We start from the raw sequence: 22,362 nt of genomic DNA on the forward strand, positions 1-22,362 counted from the left end.
CCATTTGTTTTAATAGAAATGCTTGGGATTTTCCCTTTAATGTAAGTCTAAATCCTTGATCATCTTTCCAAATAATTCGTAATTCTCATCCATAAATTGCTGAAACTCGTTTGAACTTTTCAATTGAATACCAAGACCGCTATTTTCCATGAAGCTCGTGAACTCTTCTTGTTCAGCCGCTTTCATAAATGCAGCTTCAAGCGTTGCTACAATATCATCTGGGGTATCCTTTGGAACGGTTAACCCTCTCCAAGTACCAATATTGCTGACTTCTAAACCAGCTTCACTAAAGGTGGGTACATCTGGAATAATATTTGATCTTTCATCAGACATAACAGCCAATGTTTTAAGGTTGCCAGCATCAAGCTGTGTCTTTACTTCTGCAGGACTAACTGTTACGGCATCAACATGACCGCCTACTAATGCTGTTACTGCAGGTGCAGCGCCCTCAAAAGGGACGTGATTTAATTCGATTCCAGCTTCTGCCCCAACGATTTCAGCAGCAATATGCCAGATTGAGCCTGTACCAGCGTTACCGATTTTCAGACCTGGATTTTCCTTTGCATAGGCAATAAATTCCTCTACCGTGTCATACGGTGCATCTGCAGGTACGGTCAGTGCAGCAGGATCTAGATTAATTAGGGCAATTGGCTTAAAATCATTATGAGTTAATGGGGAAAGCCCTAAATGTTCAAACATCGTTAATTCTACAAATACCATTGATACGGTATATCCATCCGGCTTAGCGTTCGCTCCTTCTGTCATCCCAACTGAACCGCTTCCACCTGTTTTATTAACGACCCCAATTGATTTCCCTAAAAACTTTTCTGCTGAAGCAACTAATGCTCTAGCCGTTGTATCTGTTCCACCACCCGCAGCTGCAGGAACGATCAAGGTGACTGGTTTACTCGGATAATCTTTATCTCCTGAATTATCTGTATTACCTGAACTTTCTTTAGTACTACAAGCAGCTAAAACAAAGATTAAAGTTGAAACAATAAATAAACCCAGAAATTTCTTCATTGAGTTTTTCATATATAAACCCCCAATTTTTTATGTTATTTTTTATAATTAAACGCTTCCATTACGATTAAGTGAAGGTTCTTATGCTTCTTGAACCAATTTCTTGAGCCCCATAAACTAAGGAATACTCAACTTGTTCATTCGTTGCCTCGATTATTTTCCAATCATAATCCAAACATTTTAAAAGATGCGTAAATACTTTTCTTAATGGATTAGTTCCACCAACAATAATCCATTCCATTTTTTCAAATCTATCAATTGATTTTAACAGCGCTTGAATATCCTCATAAATCACAGATCCTACGAAGTAGTTTGCTCGTTGATTCGCATCTAAACTAGAAAACAACTGCAACAGCCGAATATGGTAGAAGCTTCTTGTTAAACCAAATTGTTTCGAAGCAGTAAACCCTTGCTCTAACATCTTTTCATCAATACAATTGATGAGGTCTTGACTAAGTGCATCTGAGAGGATGGTTTCTTTTTGCATTGCAAGCAGGATCTCACCACCCAATGTTGATAGACATGAAGTCAATGTCTTATTTTCATCAACTACAACAAATTTTGTATGAGAACCAGGAAGAAGCATAATTCCTTTTCCCTGTACATCTATTTGTTTTAACAGGCCAAAGGTTTCTACTTCTTCACCACGCATAATATCAAACTGATTAATCGAATCGAAAGCATTTCCAACTTCTGTACTAATCTTATTTTTCATTCCTGGCACAAACACACATGGAATATTAAAAAACTCTTTCAGATGACTCACTTTAGAATGATTAACGAAATCTTCTAAACTAGCTGGACATGTGATGTGAGGTATCTCGTAAACCCCTAAATTTGAGGTGATCATTCCTGATGCAATGATATAGTTTATGTCAGAAGGCACTAGTTGGTTGTTCTCAAGAATTCTTTGAATTCCTGCCTTTAATTGATTAATCAAATTTCCATTGTGCCCTTCTATCGCTGTATTTCTGACACCTATTCGAATTTTCTCAATATCGATCACTTTGTTTTCATTCTTATTGAATAATCTAATACGAGAGTTTGTTGTTCCTGAATCAATTAATAATACATTCATTTTCTTTACCAACTCTTTTTTATAGTCTATTGGAAGGTTGAACTTTGTTAACAATATTCACAAATTTACTTGCTCGTTTTTCTATCTCTTCATAATTACCTTGATGGACAAGTGTATCTTCAACTAGAGAACTTCCTATCCCTAAGGCACTAACTCCCGCACTAAGATACTCCTTCACATTCTCTATTGAAATTCCACCGACTGCCATTATGGCTATATGTTGTAATGGACCTTTGATATCAGAGATAAACTTCGGTCCAAGTGTTCGAATTGGAAAAATCTTCACCATCTTCGCACCATATTCATAGGCAGTGAGGATTTCTGTCGGGGTAAACACACCCGGAACTATTGGGACGTCATATCGGTTTGCCATTTCGATTGTGCTTTGCTTAAGTGTAGGTGTTAGGATAAAACTAGCACCTGATAAAATGGCCGCTCTCGCAGTCTCAGAATCCAGCACCGTTCCAGCACCAACATGTAAATCGGGATATAATTCTTTGATCTTTTCAATTCCCTTCAAAGCACCCGGAGTATTCATTGTAACCTCAACAATTCGAATACCACCTCTATAAAGGCTATGGACTACTTCCACAATTTCATTAGAACGATCAGACCTTATAATAGAAACTAACTTATTTTGCTCAATATCATTCAATATGGAATTCAATTTCTCTCACCACCTTATTACGTTCCTTAATAAGGAACATCATTCCAAAACAAGTGTAAATTTTTACCGTTCCTTATTAAGGAACGGCGTTTCTTATATTTGATTCCCTCTTATTATAGAGATAAAAAGAAACCGCTGTCAACGAAAATTCAGAAAAAAAAATCATCTCCCTAATAATCTCGAAATTTCTTGAGACACACGAAGGACCTCCTTGGCGATTCTGCTTAACTTTTCTTTACTTATTCTCATTAGCGGGCCTGCTACACTGATTCCTGCGACCACTTCACCTTTATGATTTAAAATTGGTGCTGCTGCACAATTAATTCCTAATTCATGTTCCTCATCATCAATTGAGTAACCTCTCCTCTTAATCTCACTTAGATGAGCTAACATTTCTTCTTTATCGGTAATCGTTTTATCTGTAAATTTTTTCAACCCATTTTCATCAATAATCTGTTTGATCTTTTCCTCTGGAAGAAAGGCTAATACAGCCTTGCCTATCCCCGTACAATGAAGCGGTGCCCTCTTTCCTATTTTGGAATACATCCGAATCGTTGCAGAACTTTCGATTTTATCAATATAGACGATCTCATTATTGTCTAAAATTGCTAAATGAGCAGTCTCTCCGGAAATTTCCACAAGTTCATGAAGATAGCCAGATGCCAACTTTCTAATATCCAAATTCTCTGAGACATTTTGACCGAACTCGATTAATTTTAATCCCAATAAATACTTATCCGTCTCCATATCCTTTTGAACGAATCCTTTTTTTAACAGCGACATCAACAAGCGATGTGCAGTACTTTTTGATACATGTAATTGTTTGGCTAGGTCCGTTACACCTAATCCTTTTGAATTTTCTTGTAGAATTTCTAAAATCGTTAAAGCACGGTCTACTGATTGTACAGAACCTACGTCCTTATCCATTTTCCTGCCCCACCTTATAGTTCTATTATACGGAACATAGTTCCGTTATAATTTTACCATAAAAAAAGAATTCTGATAGCTATTTTATAAAATGATGCGGATTAATTCTTTAAATGTAGCGATTTAAAAATCTATAAATGATAAACATCCACTCCTGCCAATCTTGAAAAAGAGCAAATTTGGACAAAAATCTCCATATTCAATAAAATGAAGATTATTTCAATTCTTTATTTCTCCACACTCAAGAGCACAAAATGACTGCCGAGCAACTCCTCCAGCATATCCCTTACTTTCCAAATTACCATTAAATGTGTGTCATAACTGAATACAACAACATTGCCCCAATACCGAGGCATCAAAGCGTGCGATTCACCTCTCGAATAAAAGTGAAAATGGTTTTTAATGCTTGTTTAAAACGACCTTTTCCTCCTACAAAATAAAAAACGTCCTAATCGCATAGTCGATTAGGACAAGTATTAACGTGATACCACCCATTTTTCCAAATAGCTCACACTATTTGCCTCTGTCAGTACATGTTCATACTGCCACTGTTGTAACGAGTACACATCTCGTCGTAGCCTACTTTCAGTTCAGAGCAAAACTCAAAGACCATTATCAATAAATATAAATTATTTAATGATTTATTGGTTTTTTTCATACCATTTCAGTGCTTTTAGTTCTATGTCTTTGACAAGATAATCCTTGCCATTTATGTACGATTCAATATCATATGGAAATTGCTGTGCTAATTCTTCTTTTGTATTACCATAATATTCCATTTCATCCGGATGTGATTTTAAATAATCGCGAAAAGCAAGGTGACGTTTTATTTCATAGCTTCCCTTCTGATAGATATGAACGTGATGAGAGCGATTGTCTCCACCCTTTTGAAAGTATCTCCGTCCAACTATTCCGTTTTCACCTTTAGGATCATATCCGATTTCTTTCATCTTCATATTATATCGATCGATATGGTTAATATTTTTTACAACAATCATTATGTCTATTATCGGTTTTGCTTTTAACCCTGGAACCGCGGTGCTGCCAATGTGATGAATATCTATAATATCCTTCCTAAAAATATGATTTAGGCTTTCTGCCTCTTCTATAAACATCTGAGCCCATTTCTCATTGTATGGACATACTTCCACCTTTCGCAAGTTGTCTCTCTCCTCATCATTTTATTTTTTCGGTTTTATCATAAATAAATTCCACTGAATCTCAATATGAATGATTATTCTCGTTTTTATGAGGGATAATGGATTGATTTCTTCATGATACTGTAAGACAAAATTATTTTATAATAAACATCCAATAATATACAGAGGGCAATCATGAGCTCCTTTATTTTCATACTAGATAAAGATTTAAGCAAACTTAAAACATAATCATCCTCGTTTAGAAGAACTCCCAATGAGATACCTTGGTCCATATACAAAAAAATGCCAAGCATTTTTCCAATGCTCGGCCTTTAGTTAAGAGGGGAGTAAAACACACTCACCTATTCTTCCTATTTATTATGTTTGCTATTAATATGGATCATCCATATTTCAGCATGATCATGAAAGCTTTCGGGCCACAACCACCAATCGACCGTTTTCGGTTGAGTAATCGCATGTGGACAGGACAACAAGCTTGTCACCATACTCAGGAGTCACACTCGTATCATAAAGAGCACGCTTTTTAATATTTTGAACATATGAGTCGAACTCAGCAGCTGTTTCAACATGTTCAATCTCATAGTATTTAAATACGTTGTCCGATTTACGATAAACCTCTGAAAGGAAAACTGCAACTACCTCATACTCTGACTTTTCATAAAGTGTACTGAACTGAAACGTAGTATGCTCCTTATAAAAACTTTCATCTTTGTACTTCATTAAGTCTGCAAACATCAAACCACTTTTTATGTGATGTCCATGGATTAGCAAAATGCTTGAATCCTTTATATGACTGTGTTCGTCCAAAAAGAGGAGTCCGTTTTTATTTTTCTTTTTATCAAAGTCATGACCAAGATAGAAATCCGGATCTCGTGGGTTCTGCATGACTGGATAGTCAATTCTTGTACCAGCAATTTTCAGCCATCCAATGATATCAGAGTTTCGTCTATAAAGCTCCTGAAATTCCGGAAGTATAGCAGAAGGCAGGGATGTTACCACATCCCCGCCTGCGCCTGATTCCTTCAGCCTAGCCAATTCTTCGAGTTGTCTCTTAGCTTGATAATCACTTTGAATACTACTTGCAATCCCTGCAAGAGAAAAAACGAGCAGAAGAGTAGAAAGGACGATAAGAATTTTTTTTATTTTTCCCATGTTTCCTTACCACCTTTCCTTTGATACTACATAGATTTTTTCTTCCTGCTATTTGGTAGACAGAGACAAAGTGTTATCAAGGAAATAAGAGCCAAAATCATATAGAAGGTTAGGGATGGGCGATCATCTCCTGTTTTCGGAACATCATCCAATTTATTGTTGTCAGTTCCTTTTTTACTTCCCATTCCTTTATTAACTCCAGTTCCGTTGTTTCCTTCGGTTCCGTCATTTCCTCCTGGACCGTCGTTTCCTCCGGTTCCGTCATTTCCTCCTGGACCGTCGTTTCCTCCGGTTCCGTCATTTCCTCCTGGACCATCGTTTCCTCCGGTTCCGTCATTTCCTCCTGGACCATCGTTTCCTCCGGTTCCGTCATTTCCTCCTGGACCATCGTTTCCTCCGGTTCCGCCACTTCCGCCACTAGAGCTTTCTTTCACCAATTGGATATCATAGCGTACGATATCCTCCTCAACCGAGATGGTATCACTGGTATATCTCTTATACCCTGCTTTAGTTACAATTAAATAGTAATCCGTATGCGGGAACACCATGTAGGCATAGAAACCAGTTTTATCACTTTTCTGGGTTGGACTGGCGTTGTCATTAGGAGCAAAACCAGGAATTTCAGGCAAGGTTACTTTTGTATCCGGAACGATGCCATTGTCTCTGTTTCTTTGTGTATCTGCATAATACAGTGTTACTTCTGCACCTTCAATTACCACACCAGTAGCTTGATCGGTAATCGTACCATAAGGATCAACCAATACTTCTGAAATATTCAGTTCACCATTCGCCTTAATATTCAGTTCCGCTTTGCTGATGACCAGTTCCTTACCTGCTTCAAATTCATAACGAACTTCCATGTTATAGGTTTGTTCGCTTAACCCCTCTGCAGAGAAAGTACCATACGTAGTATTTAAAGGAAATGCCTTAGGATTTCCGGATGCATCCGTAATATAATTTCCTGACTCATCCTTTAGGTAAATTTTCAGAGTTTCAGCAAACTGATTTTGTATCATAGAAGATTTTCCATCAGGTTGCTTAAAGAGTACAATTCCTACTCCCGCAATGTCTGCCGGAATCTCCTTACCCTCTGCGATAATACTGTCCTCCGTATCAGCCTTTTGCGTGAATGGAACTGGTGTTTCAACACCACCGATGTTTACCATTTTATTGTAAGTAATGGTATATTCTTCATCTCTGTTTACAGGATAGCGATATCCACCATTTTCATCGGTTTTTATAATCACTTCTTCTTCGGTTTTTACATTTTTCACTATAATTTCTGCGTTTGGAATCACCTCACCGGTGTTGTTGTTTCGCAGAATACCAACCAGTACCGCCGGAGTTGCAATTACGGTCACTTCGTTAGATTCCTCATAAGGAATCCCTGAAGGACATAAAGCTGGACGTAGATCAATTTGAACGACTGATTCAATCGGATTTACCATTAAATGAAGAAACGATCCGTGATTACGAAGAAGCGGCTGACTTAGTGAATGATGATTACTTACAGGGGTATGATTATATTTGGACAGAAAATGAACGACAAAGACTGCAAGTACAGTGGCTTCAATTATCTTACAAAATCATCGCCTGGCACTATTCTCAACAGGAATGGGAAAAAGCGACTGCCCGCTCTCTGGATGTTTGTTCCCGTTACCCTCTGGAAGAAGAAGCCTCTTTATGGCTGATGAAAATTTTTGCAGCCAAAGGCAAGAGAGCTTCTGTTCATCAGCAATACGTGCGCCTAAAAGAATTAATGCAATCAGAACTACTTGAACAGCCTAGCCTTTTTATTACAGAATGGTATGAACAATGGAAACAGGATAATAAAGAGGGAACCTACATATGAAGTAACTTAATTAGTAAGCGTTTTATTAAACTTTTCATTGGCTGGTATGATTTCGGTTTCAACCGGACTCATAGCGGCCTATTTTTTTATTATCATCGATTTTTATTGATGTGTTGTCCTCAAAATAACAGGAATGATCCTCTAAAAAAAATTTCTTTTTTTTAGTTTTAAACTTATACAACGATTTAGCGGAGGAAGGTATCAAAGCATAAATAATTGAATTATATAATTAAGAGGTACCTTCTGGAAGAGATGCTACTTCTTCAAGTAGATGGACCGTTGAACAAAAAACGAGGGGGTGATATTAATGTGGGAAATTCCAATGTACTTAATCTTAGCACCCATTTTAACCATCTTTATTTCCTTACTTTGCACAATTAAATTTAAAAGGTATTTGATGGCACCTGTAATCATATTTTTTATGCTTAACATCCCAACAGTAGTAATTCCATTCATTTATAATGTGGGCTGGCTAAGTATTTTTGGGTGGGCAGTTTTTTATGCGATTGTATCACTTATTATTTCCTTCATTTTGTGGTGCTTTAAGAAAAGGAAAAAACTTGTTTTTTAAACTAACTTGTTCTCCGATGTCGTCAAGTCTTTACATGTAAAAAACGAAGGAGAAAGCTGATTTTTAGTCCATTATATTGATACTTTTCAAGGATTTGAACTCGTTTTTGACACTTTATTGATGGCTATAAAGGTACGATAACAAAAGAGCAATCTTCAAGAATCGTTAACATGCAAGAACGGCAGCCGTTTGGCTGCCGTTTTATTGATGATTATTTTTTCGTTAAAGAATCCACTACAAACTCTAGTTGATGTTCCAGTGTAATTGCGTCGTTAAACCAAAAAGATTCTGAATCAAATTTGAAGACATTCCCGTTCTTAACAGCAGGTAGTTCCTTCCACACACTTGTTTGAGTAAAGGACGGGTCTGCAGCATCCTCGCCTACGCCAACAAATATATAATCTGCTGCATAATCAGAAATAACCTCTGGTGAAATCGCTTTATATCCAGGTCCGAACACGTCAGTTTTTACTTTTTCAGGCGCTTTGATTCCTAAAGCTTGGTACATTACCTCTGTGCCACGGCCCCAGTTCTGTCCATAAATGTAAGTTACCTTTTCAACCTGCTCAATAACCAAAACGGTTGCATCTTCGCCAATCGCAGCTTTGACCTTTTCCTTTGCTTCTGCTGCCTTTGTATTCCATTCATCAACCCACTCTTGTGCTTCTTTTTCTTTTCCTAAAATTTTCCCAATTTCAAGATGCTGCTCAAGATAATCATAGTTCGTATTTGTTAATGCAACTACAGGGGCAATCTCAGAATATTTCTTTATATTTTGGTCATTTGTAAACGTAATAATTAAATCTGGTTCCAACTCGATTAATTTCTCAATCGCCCCATCAGGCACTACCTCAACCTCTTCCAGTTGATCACCGAAAAATTTATTTCCCTTTACCCACTCATTCACCGCCACAGGGGTAACACCAAGCTTTAATACATTCCCAACATAAATATGTGCTAAAACGGCAACTTTTTTAGGCTCAACAGGAATTTCCACATCTCCATTTTCAGCTTGATATACTCTTGTTTTAGCTTCAGATTCAGAAGCAGCCTCATCTGTTTTTTCTGTATCATTGCCACAAGCACTTAATAACCCAATAATCAAAAGTGCCATTATGCTTATAAAAAGAATTTTTTTGTCCATTGACTTTATCTCCTTGTATTTTTCAGTTGGCTCTTTACCCACTTCATTTCAGACATTCATTCACGAAAACAGATACTTCAAAGTTGCGCATCGCACCTGTTTGGTAATTGTAATTGATTATCATTATCAATAAGAATGATAAAGCATATTGTCCTTTTTGACAATATTTTTTTACAACCTTCTCTAAATTGTTCTATTAAAAATCTTTCAGGGTTTGTATTAAATACTGCAATGAGTTTTACTATGGTATTAGCCCTAAAGGGAATACATGAGCTTAGGGATTAGGAATGCTTTGGGGAATACGCCAATTGTTAAAACGCACATTAGTATGACTTTCGGAATTATGGATTGGGAAAACGATAGAGCAAAAGAGAAAAACTGGACCCGTATAGGATCCAGCTTGGATTTGTATTGATTTTTAGTTTGAACTAAATAATTGTCTGCCTACCCTTTTCTCACTTATGCTCTTCCCTCTCTCTTTCCTTTGGAATAGATAAGGTTAAACTAACTGCACTGTGTACAGATTGCCAGATTTTTTTCTTCTTTCTCCTAAACTAATAACTAATTTAACTGTAACACTCTGCTTCCATGCGTTACATCACCAAACCTAAGCGGCTCAATGTTTTCAAATGAGGTTGAATTTGTAATAATGACAGGTGTATAAATAGGATATCCTTTTGCTTTAATTTGTTCTAAATTAAATTCGGCAATTAAATCCCCTGCTTTTACATGCTGTTCTGGATGTACATGTGATGTAAATAACTCACCATTCAGTTCAACTGTATTTATACCAATATGAATCAATATTTCTGCACCGTCTGTCGTTGTAATTCCATAGGCATGTTTAGTTGGGAAAACTGTAGTCATCACTCCGTCTGCTGGTGCATATACTTTTCCCTCCGATGGAATAATGGCAATTCCTTTTCCTAATAGACCTTCTGAGAATACTCCATCTTCAACATCTTTTAAATCGATTACTTTTCCATTGATAGGACTGTTAATTCCTTTTTCTGAAAGGACTGGTTTTGATGCTACTGTGTTATTACTTGGTTTATCTTTCTTGATTGTACCTTCTTTTACTTCTTGGTCATCTTTAAATCCTAACACAAACGCAACTACTGCTGACACGACAAAACAAATTAATAAACCAATTAAATAATGAATTAAAGTATTGCCAGCAAATGCAGGTATGGTTGTTAATCCACCAAATACAAAAGCATTTGAGATAACTCCATTACCTCCCATATAAGCCCCACCTGCTGCACCACCAATAATAGCAGCTATAAACGGACGTTTTAATTTAATCATAACACCATAAATGGCCGGCTCAGTTATACCTGCAAAGAAGATGGATAATAGTGCAGAAGTTGAAAATGATCTCATTTTTTTATTCTTTGTTTTTAATAGAACACCAAATGTTGCACCTGCAGTACCGAAGTTAGCTGCAGCTGTCCATGGAACAATGCGATCATAACCAACTGTACTGATATTACTGATCATAATCGGATTCACAGCCCATTGTAATCCGAATACAACAAATACATTCCAAATACCACCCACAATGAGACCTGTTAACCAACCATTTGCTTCACTAAAATAGTTAATACCACCAGCAATCCACTCACCCACATACACTCCGAACGGACCAAATACAATAACTGTTAACGGAACAATGATTGCAAAAGAAATTAATGGAACAAATAAAATTTGAATACTTTTTGGTATTACTCTTTCTAAATATCTTTCTAAATAGGAATAAATCCAAATAGCTAACAGAATAGGAATAACCGTTGATGAGTAATTCATCAATATAACGGGCATGCCTAAGAAAGACGACATTGCACCATTACCTTGTTCACCCATCAACGCTGTAAAATCCGGATGCATAATAGCCCCACCAATAACAGCCGCAATATATGGATTTACGCCAAATCTTTTAGCCGATGTAAAAGCTAATAATATTGGTAAGAAGTAAAATACACTAAGTGATGCAGCAGATAAAATCCCATACGTTCCAGAATCTTCACTTATCCACCCTAATTGATTGCAAATCATTAATATTCCACGTAATACCCCTGCACCAGCTAATGCAGGTAATAATGGTGTAAATATCCCAGATATTACGTTGAAAAACCGACCAATGAGATTTCCCGAGGACCTTTCATTTTCTTCCGGCTTTTCTGGATTTGATGTATTTAATTGAATATTTGTCATTTTTAATAACTGCTCGTATACTTTAGAGACATGTGTACCTATAATAATTTGGAATTGACCGCCTTTATTCACAACTGATAAAACATCTGGAGATTGTTCTATTACACTTTTATTTACTTTAGAATCATCTTTTAATTTGAATCGAAGTCTAGTCGCACAATGAGTTACAGAGGATATATTGCTCTCACCGCCAACATTTTCAACGATCATTTGAACTAGATTTTCGTAGGCCATTGCTTTTTTCCCCCATCTTTTGTTAAATTTAAACGCTTTCTTTTCTTGTAAAAATGAATAATAGAAACACTATTATTCATTTTTACAAGAGATTAACATAGGTATGCTCGTTCAGTATCAGCTATCATCTTAACTCGATTCGCATGCCTTCCACCTTTAAACTCAGCATCTAACCAAGCCTTTACAATCATTTTCGCTAACTCACTACCAATAACTCTTGAACCAAAAGCCAATATATTCGTATTGTTATGTTCTTTCGACAATTGCGCTGTATATGGTTCACTGCATACAACTGCTCTAACCCCTTTCACTTTATTAGCAGCAATTGAAATACCTACTCCAGTACCACAGATCAAAATCCCACAATCTACATTTCCCGCTGCTACTTCCTCACCAACTTTTTTCCCATAAATAGGGTAATCTGTTCGTTCATTTGTTTGAGCTCCATAATCCACTACTTCATGACCTAAACTTTCCAAAAACTCTATAATAACTGGTTTTAATTCAATTCCAACATGATCATTTCCAACGGCAATTTTCATTTTTTAAACCTCCGGTAATTGTCTAATTTCGTTGACAATAGTCTTATAATCTTGTTCTTTTCCAAACAATGCAGAGGTTCCTAAAATAAATCCCTCTACTCCTAAAATGCTTAATTCTTTAATTTTTTCACGAGAAATTGCTCCATCAACCATAATTGTAAAATTTCTTTCCTTACGTAATTTAGCTAATTCCACAATTTTTTCATTAACAAAATCTAAATATTTTTGTCCTGCAAATCCTGGATTTACAGTCATGATTAATACATAATCAACTAAACCTAATAAAGGTTCAACAGTTGCAACAGATGTACCAGGATTAATAGCAATACCTGGCTTTACCCCGTTGGCACGAATTCGATCGATTGTTCTAGTGGGATGCATATCTGTTTCTGGGTGAAAATAAATAATGTCAGCACCTTTTTCTGAAAACAAATCGATATATTCCGAAGGATTTTGAATCATTAAATGCACATCAACTAATTTATTCGTTTTTTCTCGGATATACTCAAAATCTTGCAATCCCATCCCAAAATTTGGAACGAAATGGCCATCCATAATGTCAATATGATATATATCAACATTTGCTTCATCGAGAGCTAAAACTTCTTTTTCTAAGGATCTAAAATCAGCACACATCATCGATGGACATATTATCTTATTCATATTCACACCCCTTAAGAGTAATCGTTTACCCTTGGAAGATAATTATTCATTATAATCAAATAATTATCAATAAAAAAATTACTCTTTCATTTTTATTTGTCAGTTTTGGGTAATCGTTTACTCATTATGCAAAAAAATAGTAATAATAGTGATTATTATTAGTTGTTTAGGGTAATCGTTTACTCATTATAAAAAGGAAAACCATTTTGTTCCCTTTATGTCGTTTTACGTACGATTAATTCAACTGGAATCTTAATATGTTTCTTATTAATTACTGCGTTTTCTTCTGTCAGTAAATTGTAAAATAGCTCAGATGTTACCTCCGCTATTTTGTGCACATCTTGTCTAATTGTAGTGAGTGGAATCTCTGAATAATTGGCAATAGTATCATCATCAAATCCCACTACTTTTACATCTTCAGGAACCTTCAAATTAGAATCTAATAGCTCCCTTACAACACCAAGTGCCAGCCAATCATTTGTTGCAAAAACACCGTCGAACGTTCTTCCATTCTTCAATTCTTCATGAATTGCGTTCCTTGCCTTTTCAATATTGTGTTTTCGATCATCAGCAGTTTCTACAATTGAATGAGAGGTAAAAGGATACGAATGCTCTGCTAATGCCTTTTTAAATCCCTCTACACGATCATTAACAGATGATAGATTACTTTTTTTTGTTAATACAATAATACTTTTACATCCTCTATCAATCAAATGTTTGGTTGCTAAGTAGCCACCATTGAAATGATCCGATTCAATCATAGCTAAGTTATTTGTCATTCTAGGACGTCTATCAATAGTAACAATAGGAATATCTCTGCTTAATAGTGATGCTTCTATCTCCTCTTGACCTGAAATACAAATAAGACCATCTACCATTTTAGAATCTAAAGATGTGATATAAGCCATTTCTTTTTCTTTGCTTTTATCTGTGTTACAAATAAAAGTAGAGAATCCTCTGTCAAAGAAATAACTTTCAATTTCATGCACAATTGTAGAAAAAAATTCATTACTAATATCAGGAACAATAATCCCAATAGTCTTAGACTTATTCATTCTTAATGTTTTTGCAACCGTATTCGTGCTGTACTGGTATTTTTCAATTACATCAAGAACCTTTTTCCTTGTTTCTTCTGAAAATCGTCCGTTATTATTGATAACTCTGGAGACAGTAGCAACAGATACATCACACAGCTTTGCAATTTCTTTTATTGAGATTTGATTTGATTTCATAACTCATTTCTTCCTCTGCGTAAACGTTTACCCTAATACGATTTTATTTTAACAGTTTCTTCTTTGTTTTGCAAACGTTAATTTATTCGATTCATCGTATACTAGTTTTTGTGTTTAAAATCATCATCTATATAAGGAGCCATAATTATAATGTCACCAACAATGACATTCTTATATATTATTTCGTATTGATTAACCAAAATCATCCAGTATTTATTTCGTCAATGAAACGGCGAGTATTTTCTTTGAGACCAATACGCCATTTGATTGACAGGAGAGCACAAAGAAGCTGGCTTGTAAAACCAGCGAAAGATAAGTGTTTACAGTTCTTTAACAGTAAAAATGAAACTTTTCAAAATCAACTATCAAGGAGATTCCTAAAATTAATTCCTTTCTTTTTATCATTTTGAGGAGGGGAGATAATAAAAAACACAAAATTTAATCCATATTCATTTTTTTAATTACGCCTTCTATCTCTTGTTCTAATTCTTGACTTAACTCATCTTCATATATATATATTAATAGCAAATTTTTTACATTATATACTTTAAATGAGACTGTATTTGCTGACTCTGTTTCTTTTTGAAATTCCTCCAAAGCTTTTTTTCTTTTTTCTATTGAATTAAACTCATATATTAATAGTAATTTCTCATTCAACATAAATGTTAAGGGTTTTTCGTTTTCTAGTCTCGAACCAAAAATTCCAGTCAGGGTTTCAGATGTTTCTTTAAGGGCTATGTTTTCAATTTCAAAAGCTTGCTTTATTTGATTCACCGTTATAAGCTCTTCCGAATTCACAGATTGGCATGCTGTTAATAATAAAACTAATAACAACCCAATACATAATAGCTTTCTCATAATTTTTCCTCCAATATACGTCTTTTTATAGTTAAAAGAAGATGCCCGTAAGAAAATAAAGGACATCTTCTATTTTACTTATCACTCTTCCTTTAAATTAAACCTTTTCATCAACTCTTTTTTAAATTTTACTTTCTTATCACTGGTTGTTCGGTGTTCAGTGTCAGTACTAACTTTATTTATATCTTTTGAATCTTTGGAAGTAGATCAGAAACATGCCTAGGGGTTTTAATAAAGGTCAAAGCGTCGAAAATTAGTGTCTCAAGTAAGACCTCATATGTTGCACATAAAAAGAGAGAGGTAGTTTCAAATTCTTCAAAATCATAGATACTATTTAATAATACAAATTCATCCAAATCATGTATGTTGGCATATACAGCATTTAAAAAACTTGAGGCGGCTTTAATTGGATATATAACCAATGTATCCTCATCTGTGTTACCACATCGATTACATTCATAATGTGCAGCTTTACTGACTTCAGAGATAAATGAACAAATAATACATTTTCTGTCCTCACTTCTAGTAATTATTATAAATCGTGCACCAATATTAAAAATTGATTTTTCAATAATAATAAAAAAGCACACCAAAGAGATGTCATCATGTTATCCCAAAGGTGTGTTTCTTAAACGACTTTATTAATTTTTAAACAACGATTTTATTTTTTAAACAACTTTATTATCTTTCTACAAAAACTGTAGCTTTGAAATAAAGTTTGATTAAAAAATGCTATTGACTCCTTATTTAACAACGGATACAAAAAATACATTTTTTGAAGAAAGATTGAACAAAATGTATTTCCTTTTAATAACTATGTTAGATTATTTTATAAGAAAGTTTGATTATTTCTAGCTCCATGGCCAACTAACGCCCCCGTTAGTGCAATAAGAACATATTGATTTAAACAAAATAATAAGTAATAGCCCATAAGGGGTAGCTTCATACCTTAACTACAGTTAAAATACCAGTCATACACTAACCGTTTTTGTTACCTTTATTTTTTTGAGGCCGAAAAAGGGTCTCATCGTTTTCTAGCTTAGAATCAATAAACTCCACAATACGTTGAAGATCGTGTATTTGATTCATAACTTTTTCTTTATATTCTAAAAGGGTTCTTTTTAATTCGGGAACAGAACTAAGTTTATATTTTACAGGATATTGTAAAATATTTTTCATCTCATTTAATGACATTCCTGTTTTTTTCAGACAAATGATCAGTTCCATTAGCTCTATGTCTTCTTCATCGTATATTCGATGTCCATTTCGTTTTCTTTTTGCATAAGGAAGCAATCCAATTTTTTCATAATAGCGGATCGCATCTTCAGTTAATCCGGTTTTCTTGGAAGCTTGCTTGATAGAATAAGCATTCAAATCATCACCTACTAATTTTGTTTACAGATAGATTAATTAAAATCTAAACGAGAAACTCGTTTTGGTAAATATCAATCAGTTGATTAAGTACTTGTGCCTCATAACCAGAGAATTTGATTGCAGTTTCTTTGCCCTTGTTTACAAAAATCCCGGTAATTTCGTTGTTGAAATTGAAAGCAGCTTCATATAAGCGAGATGCCCCTTTGCTTGGAGGAGAAAAAATAAGGTTCCTTATTGGAAGAATATAACTGGGCATTCTTTTTCCTTTGGTCAACTTCGTCCTGTTTGGTCCTGGGCAGACACTGCGAATTTTTATTCCCTCGGTCAATAGCTTCGGAGCAATTCCATTCGTCCACAGGGAAAGGGCTAATTTACTGTTCGCATATGGACCTATAATCTTTTTAAATGGAATTGTCTTAGGATCGATTACTGTATTTAAGTCAAATTGCTTCAAAAATAATAAAGAATTGGAAGACGTATTGATGATCGTTTTCTCCTGCCCCTGTAGTAACAGTTCTTTAAGTTCCATTGTAACGATATAAGGCACTAATGTATTAACTTCAAAATGAATTTCACGCCCTTGTCTGGAATATTTGTATTCAGCAAAACTGACTCCTGCATTGTTAAAAATCAAGTCAATTTTGGTCTCGCTTTTCTTAATCTGGCTAAGTACGTTTCTAAGGCTGGAGAATTCGGCTAAATCAGCTTTATACACTCTTAATAGCTTCTTTTTAAGAGCATCAATAATTATTGGTTGATCATTTAGAAAGTCAGAACGAATTACAACAATTACTTCCCATCCTTGAGATAGCATCTTTTTCGTCAGTTCCAATCCAATCCCAGAGTTGGCTCCTGTAATCAATACCACTTTATTTTGTTCGTTCATTTTATTCTTCCTTTCTGTGTTTCCGATAGTAAACACAGATTACTACTTGGAGTGAACACCAAGTCAAGGAAAATTTATTTAATATATTTCCATAAACGATTTATATTCGTATCCTTTATAGTGTTATGAATAATCATTAAAATGGATACTAAACTAAGTTGCAACGTTAGTTGAATAAAACTGCTTAGTTCGCAATCCGAATTAAAATAGACTTACAAATGAATATTAATACTGATTAAACTTAAAAGGTTGGTACAACTGTTTAATCAAAATGTAATTAAAGGATTGTTATTCAGCACTATACTATCATCGATTTTTAGTCTTACTATTATTTTTAACAATTTACATCACACAAAGATAAGATAAGAAAATTGAATCAAGAATAAATCGCAATTTTCGTCTATTCTGTAGGTTTGAAATAAAGTTTGATTAAAAGAGAGCTGTAAACATTGATTTTATATAAATAGAAACCCATTTATTTTGAACAAATACTGACCAAAATGAATGAATTGGGTTTTAAAGTGGAGTTAGTTCTTATAAAAAAGATTGAATGTTTTTAACCTTAATCTAATAACTTAAAGTTCAAATCATAAACTACAGAATATAAAACTATTGATTTCTTCTTGCAATATTCTTTAATATCTTTCCACATTGGCCATCCATCAACCTGATTAAAATTACTTATATACCCTCGATACTCATAACTTTCTTCTGGTTCATCAAGAAACTTATACTTAATCAATATATCTAAATGTTTTTCCATTTGTTTATTCTTTAAATTTAGTAAGTCTTTTACTTCATCTAATTTTTCTTTTTGACATAAAAACACCCCTTTAGACAATCATATCTAAAGGGGAAAAGCTTCGCGACTTTATTCCAAATCTACAAAAACTTCCTTAAACCCCAATCTACCTACTCCACCGTAACGCTCTTTGCAAGGTTACGCGGCTTATCTACGTCGCAGCCGCGGTGCAGCGCTGCGTAGTAGGAGATTAGTTGTAATGGTACGACAGAGATAAGAGGTGTTAATAGTTCATGCACTTCTGGGAGAACGAATGTGTCTCCGTTCATTTCCAAACCTTTCATGGAAATGATGCATGGGTTTGCTCCACGGGCAACGACCTCTTTTACGTTCCCACGGATGCTTAAGTTGACAATTTCTTGGGTAGCTAAGGCAATGATTGGTGTACTGTCTTCGATTAAAGCAATCGTTCCGTGCTTTAATTCTCCACCTGCAAAGCCTTCTGCTTGGATATAAGAGATTTCCTTCAGTTTCAGAGAGCCTTCTAAACCTACATAATAGTCTATACCGCGGCCGATGAAGAAAGCGTTGCGTGTATCAGCTAAGAAATCACGGGCAATTTGCTCGAAGTCATCCTTCTCATCACAAAGAACTTCCATCGCATTAGCAATGATCCCAAGCTCTTTTGCTAGATCAAAATCAATTTCATGTCCACGGCTTTTTGCAGTTACAGCCGCTAAAATGGAAAGAACAGCAATTTGAGCTGTATAAGCTTTCGTAGAGGCAACAGCAATTTCAGGACCCGCATGTAAAAGCAGTGTATAATCTGCTTCACGTGATAAAGTAGAGCCTGGTACGTTTGTAATCGTTAATGCTTTATAGCCTTGCGCTTTTACATTAACAAGTACGGCACGGCTGTCTGCTGTTTCTCCACTTTGCGAAATGAAAATGAACAATGGCTTTTCAGATAGCAATGGCATATTGTAGCCGAACTCACTTGCAATATGCACTTCGACTGGAATTTTCGCCATCTTTTCAATCAGTTGTTTTCCAACCAATCCAGCATGATAAGAAGTACCTGCTGCGACAATATATACTCGATCTGACTCTTTCATGGCAGCAACAATTTCATCGTCAATGTGTAGAGAGCCATCTTCAGCACGATACTCTTGAACAATTTTGCGAATCACTAGTGGCTGCTCATCGATTTCTTTAAGCATGTAGTGAGGGTACGTACCCTTTTCAATGTCACTTGCATCAAGCTTTGCTGTAAATGGAGCACGGCTCATTACCTCACCGTCTAGCGTTTGGATCGTGACTTCGTTCTGCTTCACGATAACCATTTCTTTATCCATTAATTCAACAAATTGATTGGTCACTTGCAGCATCGCCATCGCATCACTTGCCACAACATTAAAACCTTCACCAAGACCAACTAATAACGGGCTTTTATTTTTGGCAACAAAAATCGTATTCGGATTGTCTGAATCTAAAAGAGCCAACGCATAAGAACCTTTTACAAGCTTTAGCGTTTTGCGGAATGCTTCTTCCACAGTAAGCCCTTCTTTTATAAAGATTTCGATCAACTGAACAACTACTTCCGTGTCCGTATCACTTTTTAAAGCTGTATCCATTAAAAATTCTTCTTTTAAAAGCTCGTAGTTTTCGATAACACCGTTGTGAACAAGGGTAAATCGTTCTGTTGTACTCTGATGTGGATGAGCATTAACCACACTTGGAACACCATGTGTCGCCCAACGGGTATGACCGATCCCCATACTCGCTGCCACTTTCGTATCAACAATATTGCGCAAATCGGCTATTCTGCCTTTCTCCTTAAAAACATGTACGCCTTCTGCATTCATTACAGCGATTCCTGCTGAGTCATAGCCTCTATACTCTAACTTTTCTAAGCCTTTAATTAAAATTTCTTTTGCATCATTATTTCCAATATAACCAACGATTCCGCACATATTTATTCTTCCTCCCAAACAAGGGGGCAAGAATCCTTTACATATAAGGGGCACTTGCCCCCTTATCTCTGTATTTTAAAATCTTATGATGTGATGCAGCTTTTCTTCTCTTTGTCCACCAAGTCGCCTTGATGTTTTAAAGAAGAAATGACGGTTGGCATCTACAACCGGGAGGTATCCGCCGAACATTCGATAAACCTCCTCCTCGTCAACTAACTACTCCTTCGCTCCAGTAATTAGTTCAGGCGCTTTAAAAAATCAATGCCTTCTGCCCACCTTTCTATTTTGAGTAAAGCTTTTGCAAAAAAAATTCTTGTTACAAATACAATAGACGAACCAAGATGGTGAAAGGTTACAAGAAAAAAGAATTTCTTACAAAAACAGGTTCATCATAACCTAGAATTCTATTCACGTCAACTAATAACTGGATGGCAAAAAGCTCTCTAATCATAAAATATGCATAAGGGCTGTCAAAAGTCCCTTATGCAAAACAAATGCGCAAGTGCCTTGAACATCGCCACACAAACTGGAAGGGTCTGGTCTTTCGATAACGAAAATCGATAAGCGATAGCGAATCGAAATTAATCTATCGTAGGAGAACCTAAAGTTATATAGGCGAAAGGCTACTTGCGCTAGACGTATAACACTAAATATTAGAGTTCAAAATAAAAATTTCTGCAGTATGTTTTTATCCTTAATAGGATCTCTCTCTTTATTCTTGAAGTCCCATTTCCTCTTTAACAACCTCAGCAATACGTTCTACGTATGATTGACACTGCTCTTCTGTCGGCGCCTCTGCCATAACACGAACCAATGGCTCCGTTCCGGACGGACGAACTAAAATACGACCATTGCCATTCATCTCAGCTTCTACTTCTGCAATAATCGCTTTTACTTTTTCGTTATCGGTGACATGATGTTTATCTGTAACACGAATATTGACAAGCTTTTGCGGGAATTTTTCCATTTCAGCGGCAAGCTCTGATAACTTCTTTTTTGTCATTTTCATAATATTGACGAGCTGCAGCCCTGTCAACAGACCATCACCTGTCGTATTGTATTCTAAGAAAATAATATGGCCGGACTGCTCGCCCCCCAAATTAAAACCGTTTTTCTTCATTTCTTCAACCACATAACGGTCGCCAACTGCTGTTTGTACGCTCTTGATTTCATTTGCTTCAAGGCCTTTATAAAAGCCAAGATTGCTCATCACAGTAGAAACAACAGTGTTATGCTTTAAGCGTCCATTGGCATGCATATATTTCGCACATATGAACATGATTTGATCACCGTCAACGATGTCTCCATTCTCATCAATGGCAATGAGGCGATCGCCATCTCCATCAAAAGCAAGACCGACATCTGCTTCTTTTTCTTTTAAGAAGGCCGCCAATGCTTCTGGATGAGTAGAACCAACCCCATCATTAATATTAAGACCATTAGGAGAAGCCCCCATTGTCGATAAATCCGCTTCAAGATCAGCGAATAAGTGTGCTGCCAATGAAGATGTCGCACCATGAGCACAATCCAAAGCAATATGTATGCCGGAAAAGTCCTCGTCCACCGTTTGCTTTAAGAATTGCAGGTACTTTTGACCACCTTCAAAATAATCATTAACTTGTCCAAGATTTTCACCGACTGGCCTTGGTAACTCATCCTCTGCCATGTCCAATAATTGCTCAATTTCCTGCTCTTGTTCATCCGAAAGCTTAAAACCATCTGAACCAAAAAATTTGATCCCATTGTCAGCAACTGGATTATGCGACGCTGAAATCATGACTCCAGCTTGCGCCCCGAGTACTTTTGTTAAATAGGCGACCCCTGGGGTGGAAATAACACCTAAGCGCATGACCTCCGCACCAATCGATAGTAACCCAGCAACTAACGCTCCCTCTAGCATATGACCTGAAATGCGTGTATCGCGACCAATTAAAACTTTTGGTCTAGGCTGATCCTTCGTTAGAACATATCCTCCAAGGCGGCCTAATTTAAAGGCAAGCTCTGGCGTTAATTCGCTATTGGCAACTCCGCGAACTCCATCCGTACCGAAATATTTACCCATCTATTCTC

19 protein-coding genes are annotated in these 22,362 nt (G+C 35.9%); 1 reads left to right on the forward strand and 18 read right to left on the reverse strand.

Features of this window, described 5'->3' with window-relative positions; all coding sequences use genetic code 11:
- Positions 1–36 precede the first annotated feature (36 nt).
- The 7 genes from NST02_RS00845 to NST02_RS00875 all read right to left on the reverse strand — a co-directional run bounded on the left by NST02_RS00845 (position 37) and on the right by NST02_RS00875 (position 7,455).
- Positions 37–1,035, reverse strand: a complete 999-nt coding sequence (locus NST02_RS00845; protein ID WP_235879561.1) for a tripartite tricarboxylate transporter substrate binding protein — start codon at positions 1,033–1,035, stop codon at positions 37–39.
- Positions 1,036–1,090: 55 nt separating this feature from the next.
- The gene (locus NST02_RS00850) at positions 1,091–2,101 is read right to left on the reverse strand and encodes a 2-dehydro-3-deoxygalactonokinase (protein ID WP_137744679.1); all 1,011 of its coding nucleotides are present in this window, start codon (positions 2,099–2,101) and stop codon (positions 1,091–1,093) included.
- Between the two features lie 19 nt (positions 2,102–2,120).
- Entirely contained in the window at positions 2,121–2,768 is a 648-nt protein-coding gene (locus NST02_RS00855; RefSeq protein ID WP_137744680.1) for a bifunctional 4-hydroxy-2-oxoglutarate aldolase/2-dehydro-3-deoxy-phosphogluconate aldolase, read from the reverse strand.
- A gap of 162 nt (positions 2,769–2,930) precedes the next feature.
- Entirely contained in the window at positions 2,931–3,695 is a 765-nt protein-coding gene (locus NST02_RS00860; RefSeq protein ID WP_137744681.1) for an IclR family transcriptional regulator, read from the reverse strand.
- A gap of 641 nt (positions 3,696–4,336) precedes the next feature.
- Complete coding sequence (locus tag NST02_RS00865) at positions 4,337–4,855, reverse strand: GrpB family protein (protein WP_137744682.1); 519 nt, start codon at positions 4,853–4,855, stop codon at positions 4,337–4,339.
- Positions 4,856–5,254: 399 nt separating this feature from the next.
- Positions 5,255–6,007, reverse strand: a complete 753-nt coding sequence (gene srtB / locus NST02_RS00870; RefSeq protein WP_137744683.1) for a class B sortase — start codon at positions 6,005–6,007, stop codon at positions 5,255–5,257.
- A 26-nt stretch (positions 6,008–6,033) separates the two neighbouring features.
- A complete protein-coding gene (locus NST02_RS00875; protein ID WP_137744684.1) occupies positions 6,034–7,455 on the reverse strand; it encodes a carboxypeptidase-like regulatory domain-containing protein in 1,422 nt (473 codons plus the stop codon).
- A gap of 14 nt (positions 7,456–7,469) precedes the next feature.
- Here NST02_RS00875 and NST02_RS00880 point away from each other — a divergent pair, with 14 nt between their 5' ends.
- On the forward strand, positions 7,470–7,859 hold the full coding sequence (locus NST02_RS00880) for a bacterial transcriptional activator domain-containing protein (protein WP_235879562.1): 390 nt from the start codon (positions 7,470–7,472) through the stop codon (positions 7,857–7,859).
- A 782-nt stretch (positions 7,860–8,641) separates the two neighbouring features.
- Here the strand turns inward: NST02_RS00880 and NST02_RS00885 are convergent.
- The 11 genes from NST02_RS00885 to glmM all read right to left on the reverse strand — a co-directional run bounded on the left by NST02_RS00885 (position 8,642) and on the right by glmM (position 22,354).
- Positions 8,642–9,574 (reverse strand): iron-hydroxamate ABC transporter substrate-binding protein, encoded by a 933-nt coding sequence (locus NST02_RS00885; protein ID WP_137744686.1) that lies wholly within the window; start codon positions 9,572–9,574, stop codon positions 8,642–8,644.
- Between the two features lie 561 nt (positions 9,575–10,135).
- Complete coding sequence (locus tag NST02_RS00890) at positions 10,136–12,022, reverse strand: beta-glucoside-specific PTS transporter subunit IIABC (protein WP_340947709.1); 1,887 nt, start codon at positions 12,020–12,022, stop codon at positions 10,136–10,138.
- A gap of 92 nt (positions 12,023–12,114) precedes the next feature.
- On the reverse strand, positions 12,115–12,564 hold the full coding sequence (gene rpiB / locus NST02_RS00895) for a ribose 5-phosphate isomerase B (RefSeq protein WP_095314590.1): 450 nt from the start codon (positions 12,562–12,564) through the stop codon (positions 12,115–12,117).
- Between the two features lie 3 nt (positions 12,565–12,567).
- On the reverse strand, positions 12,568–13,227 hold the full coding sequence (gene rpe, locus NST02_RS00900) for a ribulose-phosphate 3-epimerase (protein ID WP_095314591.1): 660 nt from the start codon (positions 13,225–13,227) through the stop codon (positions 12,568–12,570).
- Positions 13,228–13,442: 215 nt separating this feature from the next.
- Positions 13,443–14,459, reverse strand: coding sequence for a LacI family DNA-binding transcriptional regulator (locus NST02_RS00905; RefSeq protein WP_137744687.1), 1,017 nt, complete (start codon positions 14,457–14,459; stop codon positions 13,443–13,445).
- A gap of 438 nt (positions 14,460–14,897) precedes the next feature.
- On the reverse strand, positions 14,898–15,317 hold the full coding sequence (locus NST02_RS00910) for a hypothetical protein (RefSeq protein ID WP_095314593.1): 420 nt from the start codon (positions 15,315–15,317) through the stop codon (positions 14,898–14,900).
- Between the two features lie 978 nt (positions 15,318–16,295).
- Positions 16,296–16,691 (reverse strand): MerR family transcriptional regulator, encoded by a 396-nt coding sequence (locus NST02_RS00915; protein ID WP_073203836.1) that lies wholly within the window; start codon positions 16,689–16,691, stop codon positions 16,296–16,298.
- A gap of 43 nt (positions 16,692–16,734) precedes the next feature.
- Positions 16,735–17,577: an SDR family NAD(P)-dependent oxidoreductase gene (locus tag NST02_RS00920; RefSeq protein WP_095314595.1), complete on the reverse strand. Its 843-nt coding sequence runs from the start codon at positions 17,575–17,577 to the stop codon at positions 16,735–16,737.
- Between the two features lie 562 nt (positions 17,578–18,139).
- Positions 18,140–18,418 carry a hypothetical protein gene (locus tag NST02_RS00925; protein ID WP_137744585.1) on the reverse strand — a complete coding sequence of 93 codons (279 nt, stop codon included), beginning with the start codon at positions 18,416–18,418 and terminating at the stop codon, positions 18,140–18,142.
- Between the two features lie 71 nt (positions 18,419–18,489).
- Positions 18,490–20,292: a glutamine--fructose-6-phosphate transaminase (isomerizing) gene (gene glmS, locus NST02_RS00930; protein WP_340947715.1), complete on the reverse strand. Its 1,803-nt coding sequence runs from the start codon at positions 20,290–20,292 to the stop codon at positions 18,490–18,492.
- Between the two features lie 712 nt (positions 20,293–21,004).
- Positions 21,005–22,354 carry a phosphoglucosamine mutase gene (gene glmM, locus NST02_RS00935; RefSeq protein ID WP_095314597.1) on the reverse strand — a complete coding sequence of 450 codons (1,350 nt, stop codon included), beginning with the start codon at positions 22,352–22,354 and terminating at the stop codon, positions 21,005–21,007.
- Between the last annotated feature and the right edge of the window lie 8 nt (positions 22,355–22,362).

The sequence above is a fragment of the Robertmurraya sp. FSL W8-0741 genome (genome assembly GCF_038004005.1).
In the GTDB taxonomy this organism is placed as follows: domain Bacteria; phylum Bacillota; class Bacilli; order Bacillales; family Cytobacillaceae; genus Robertmurraya; species Robertmurraya siralis.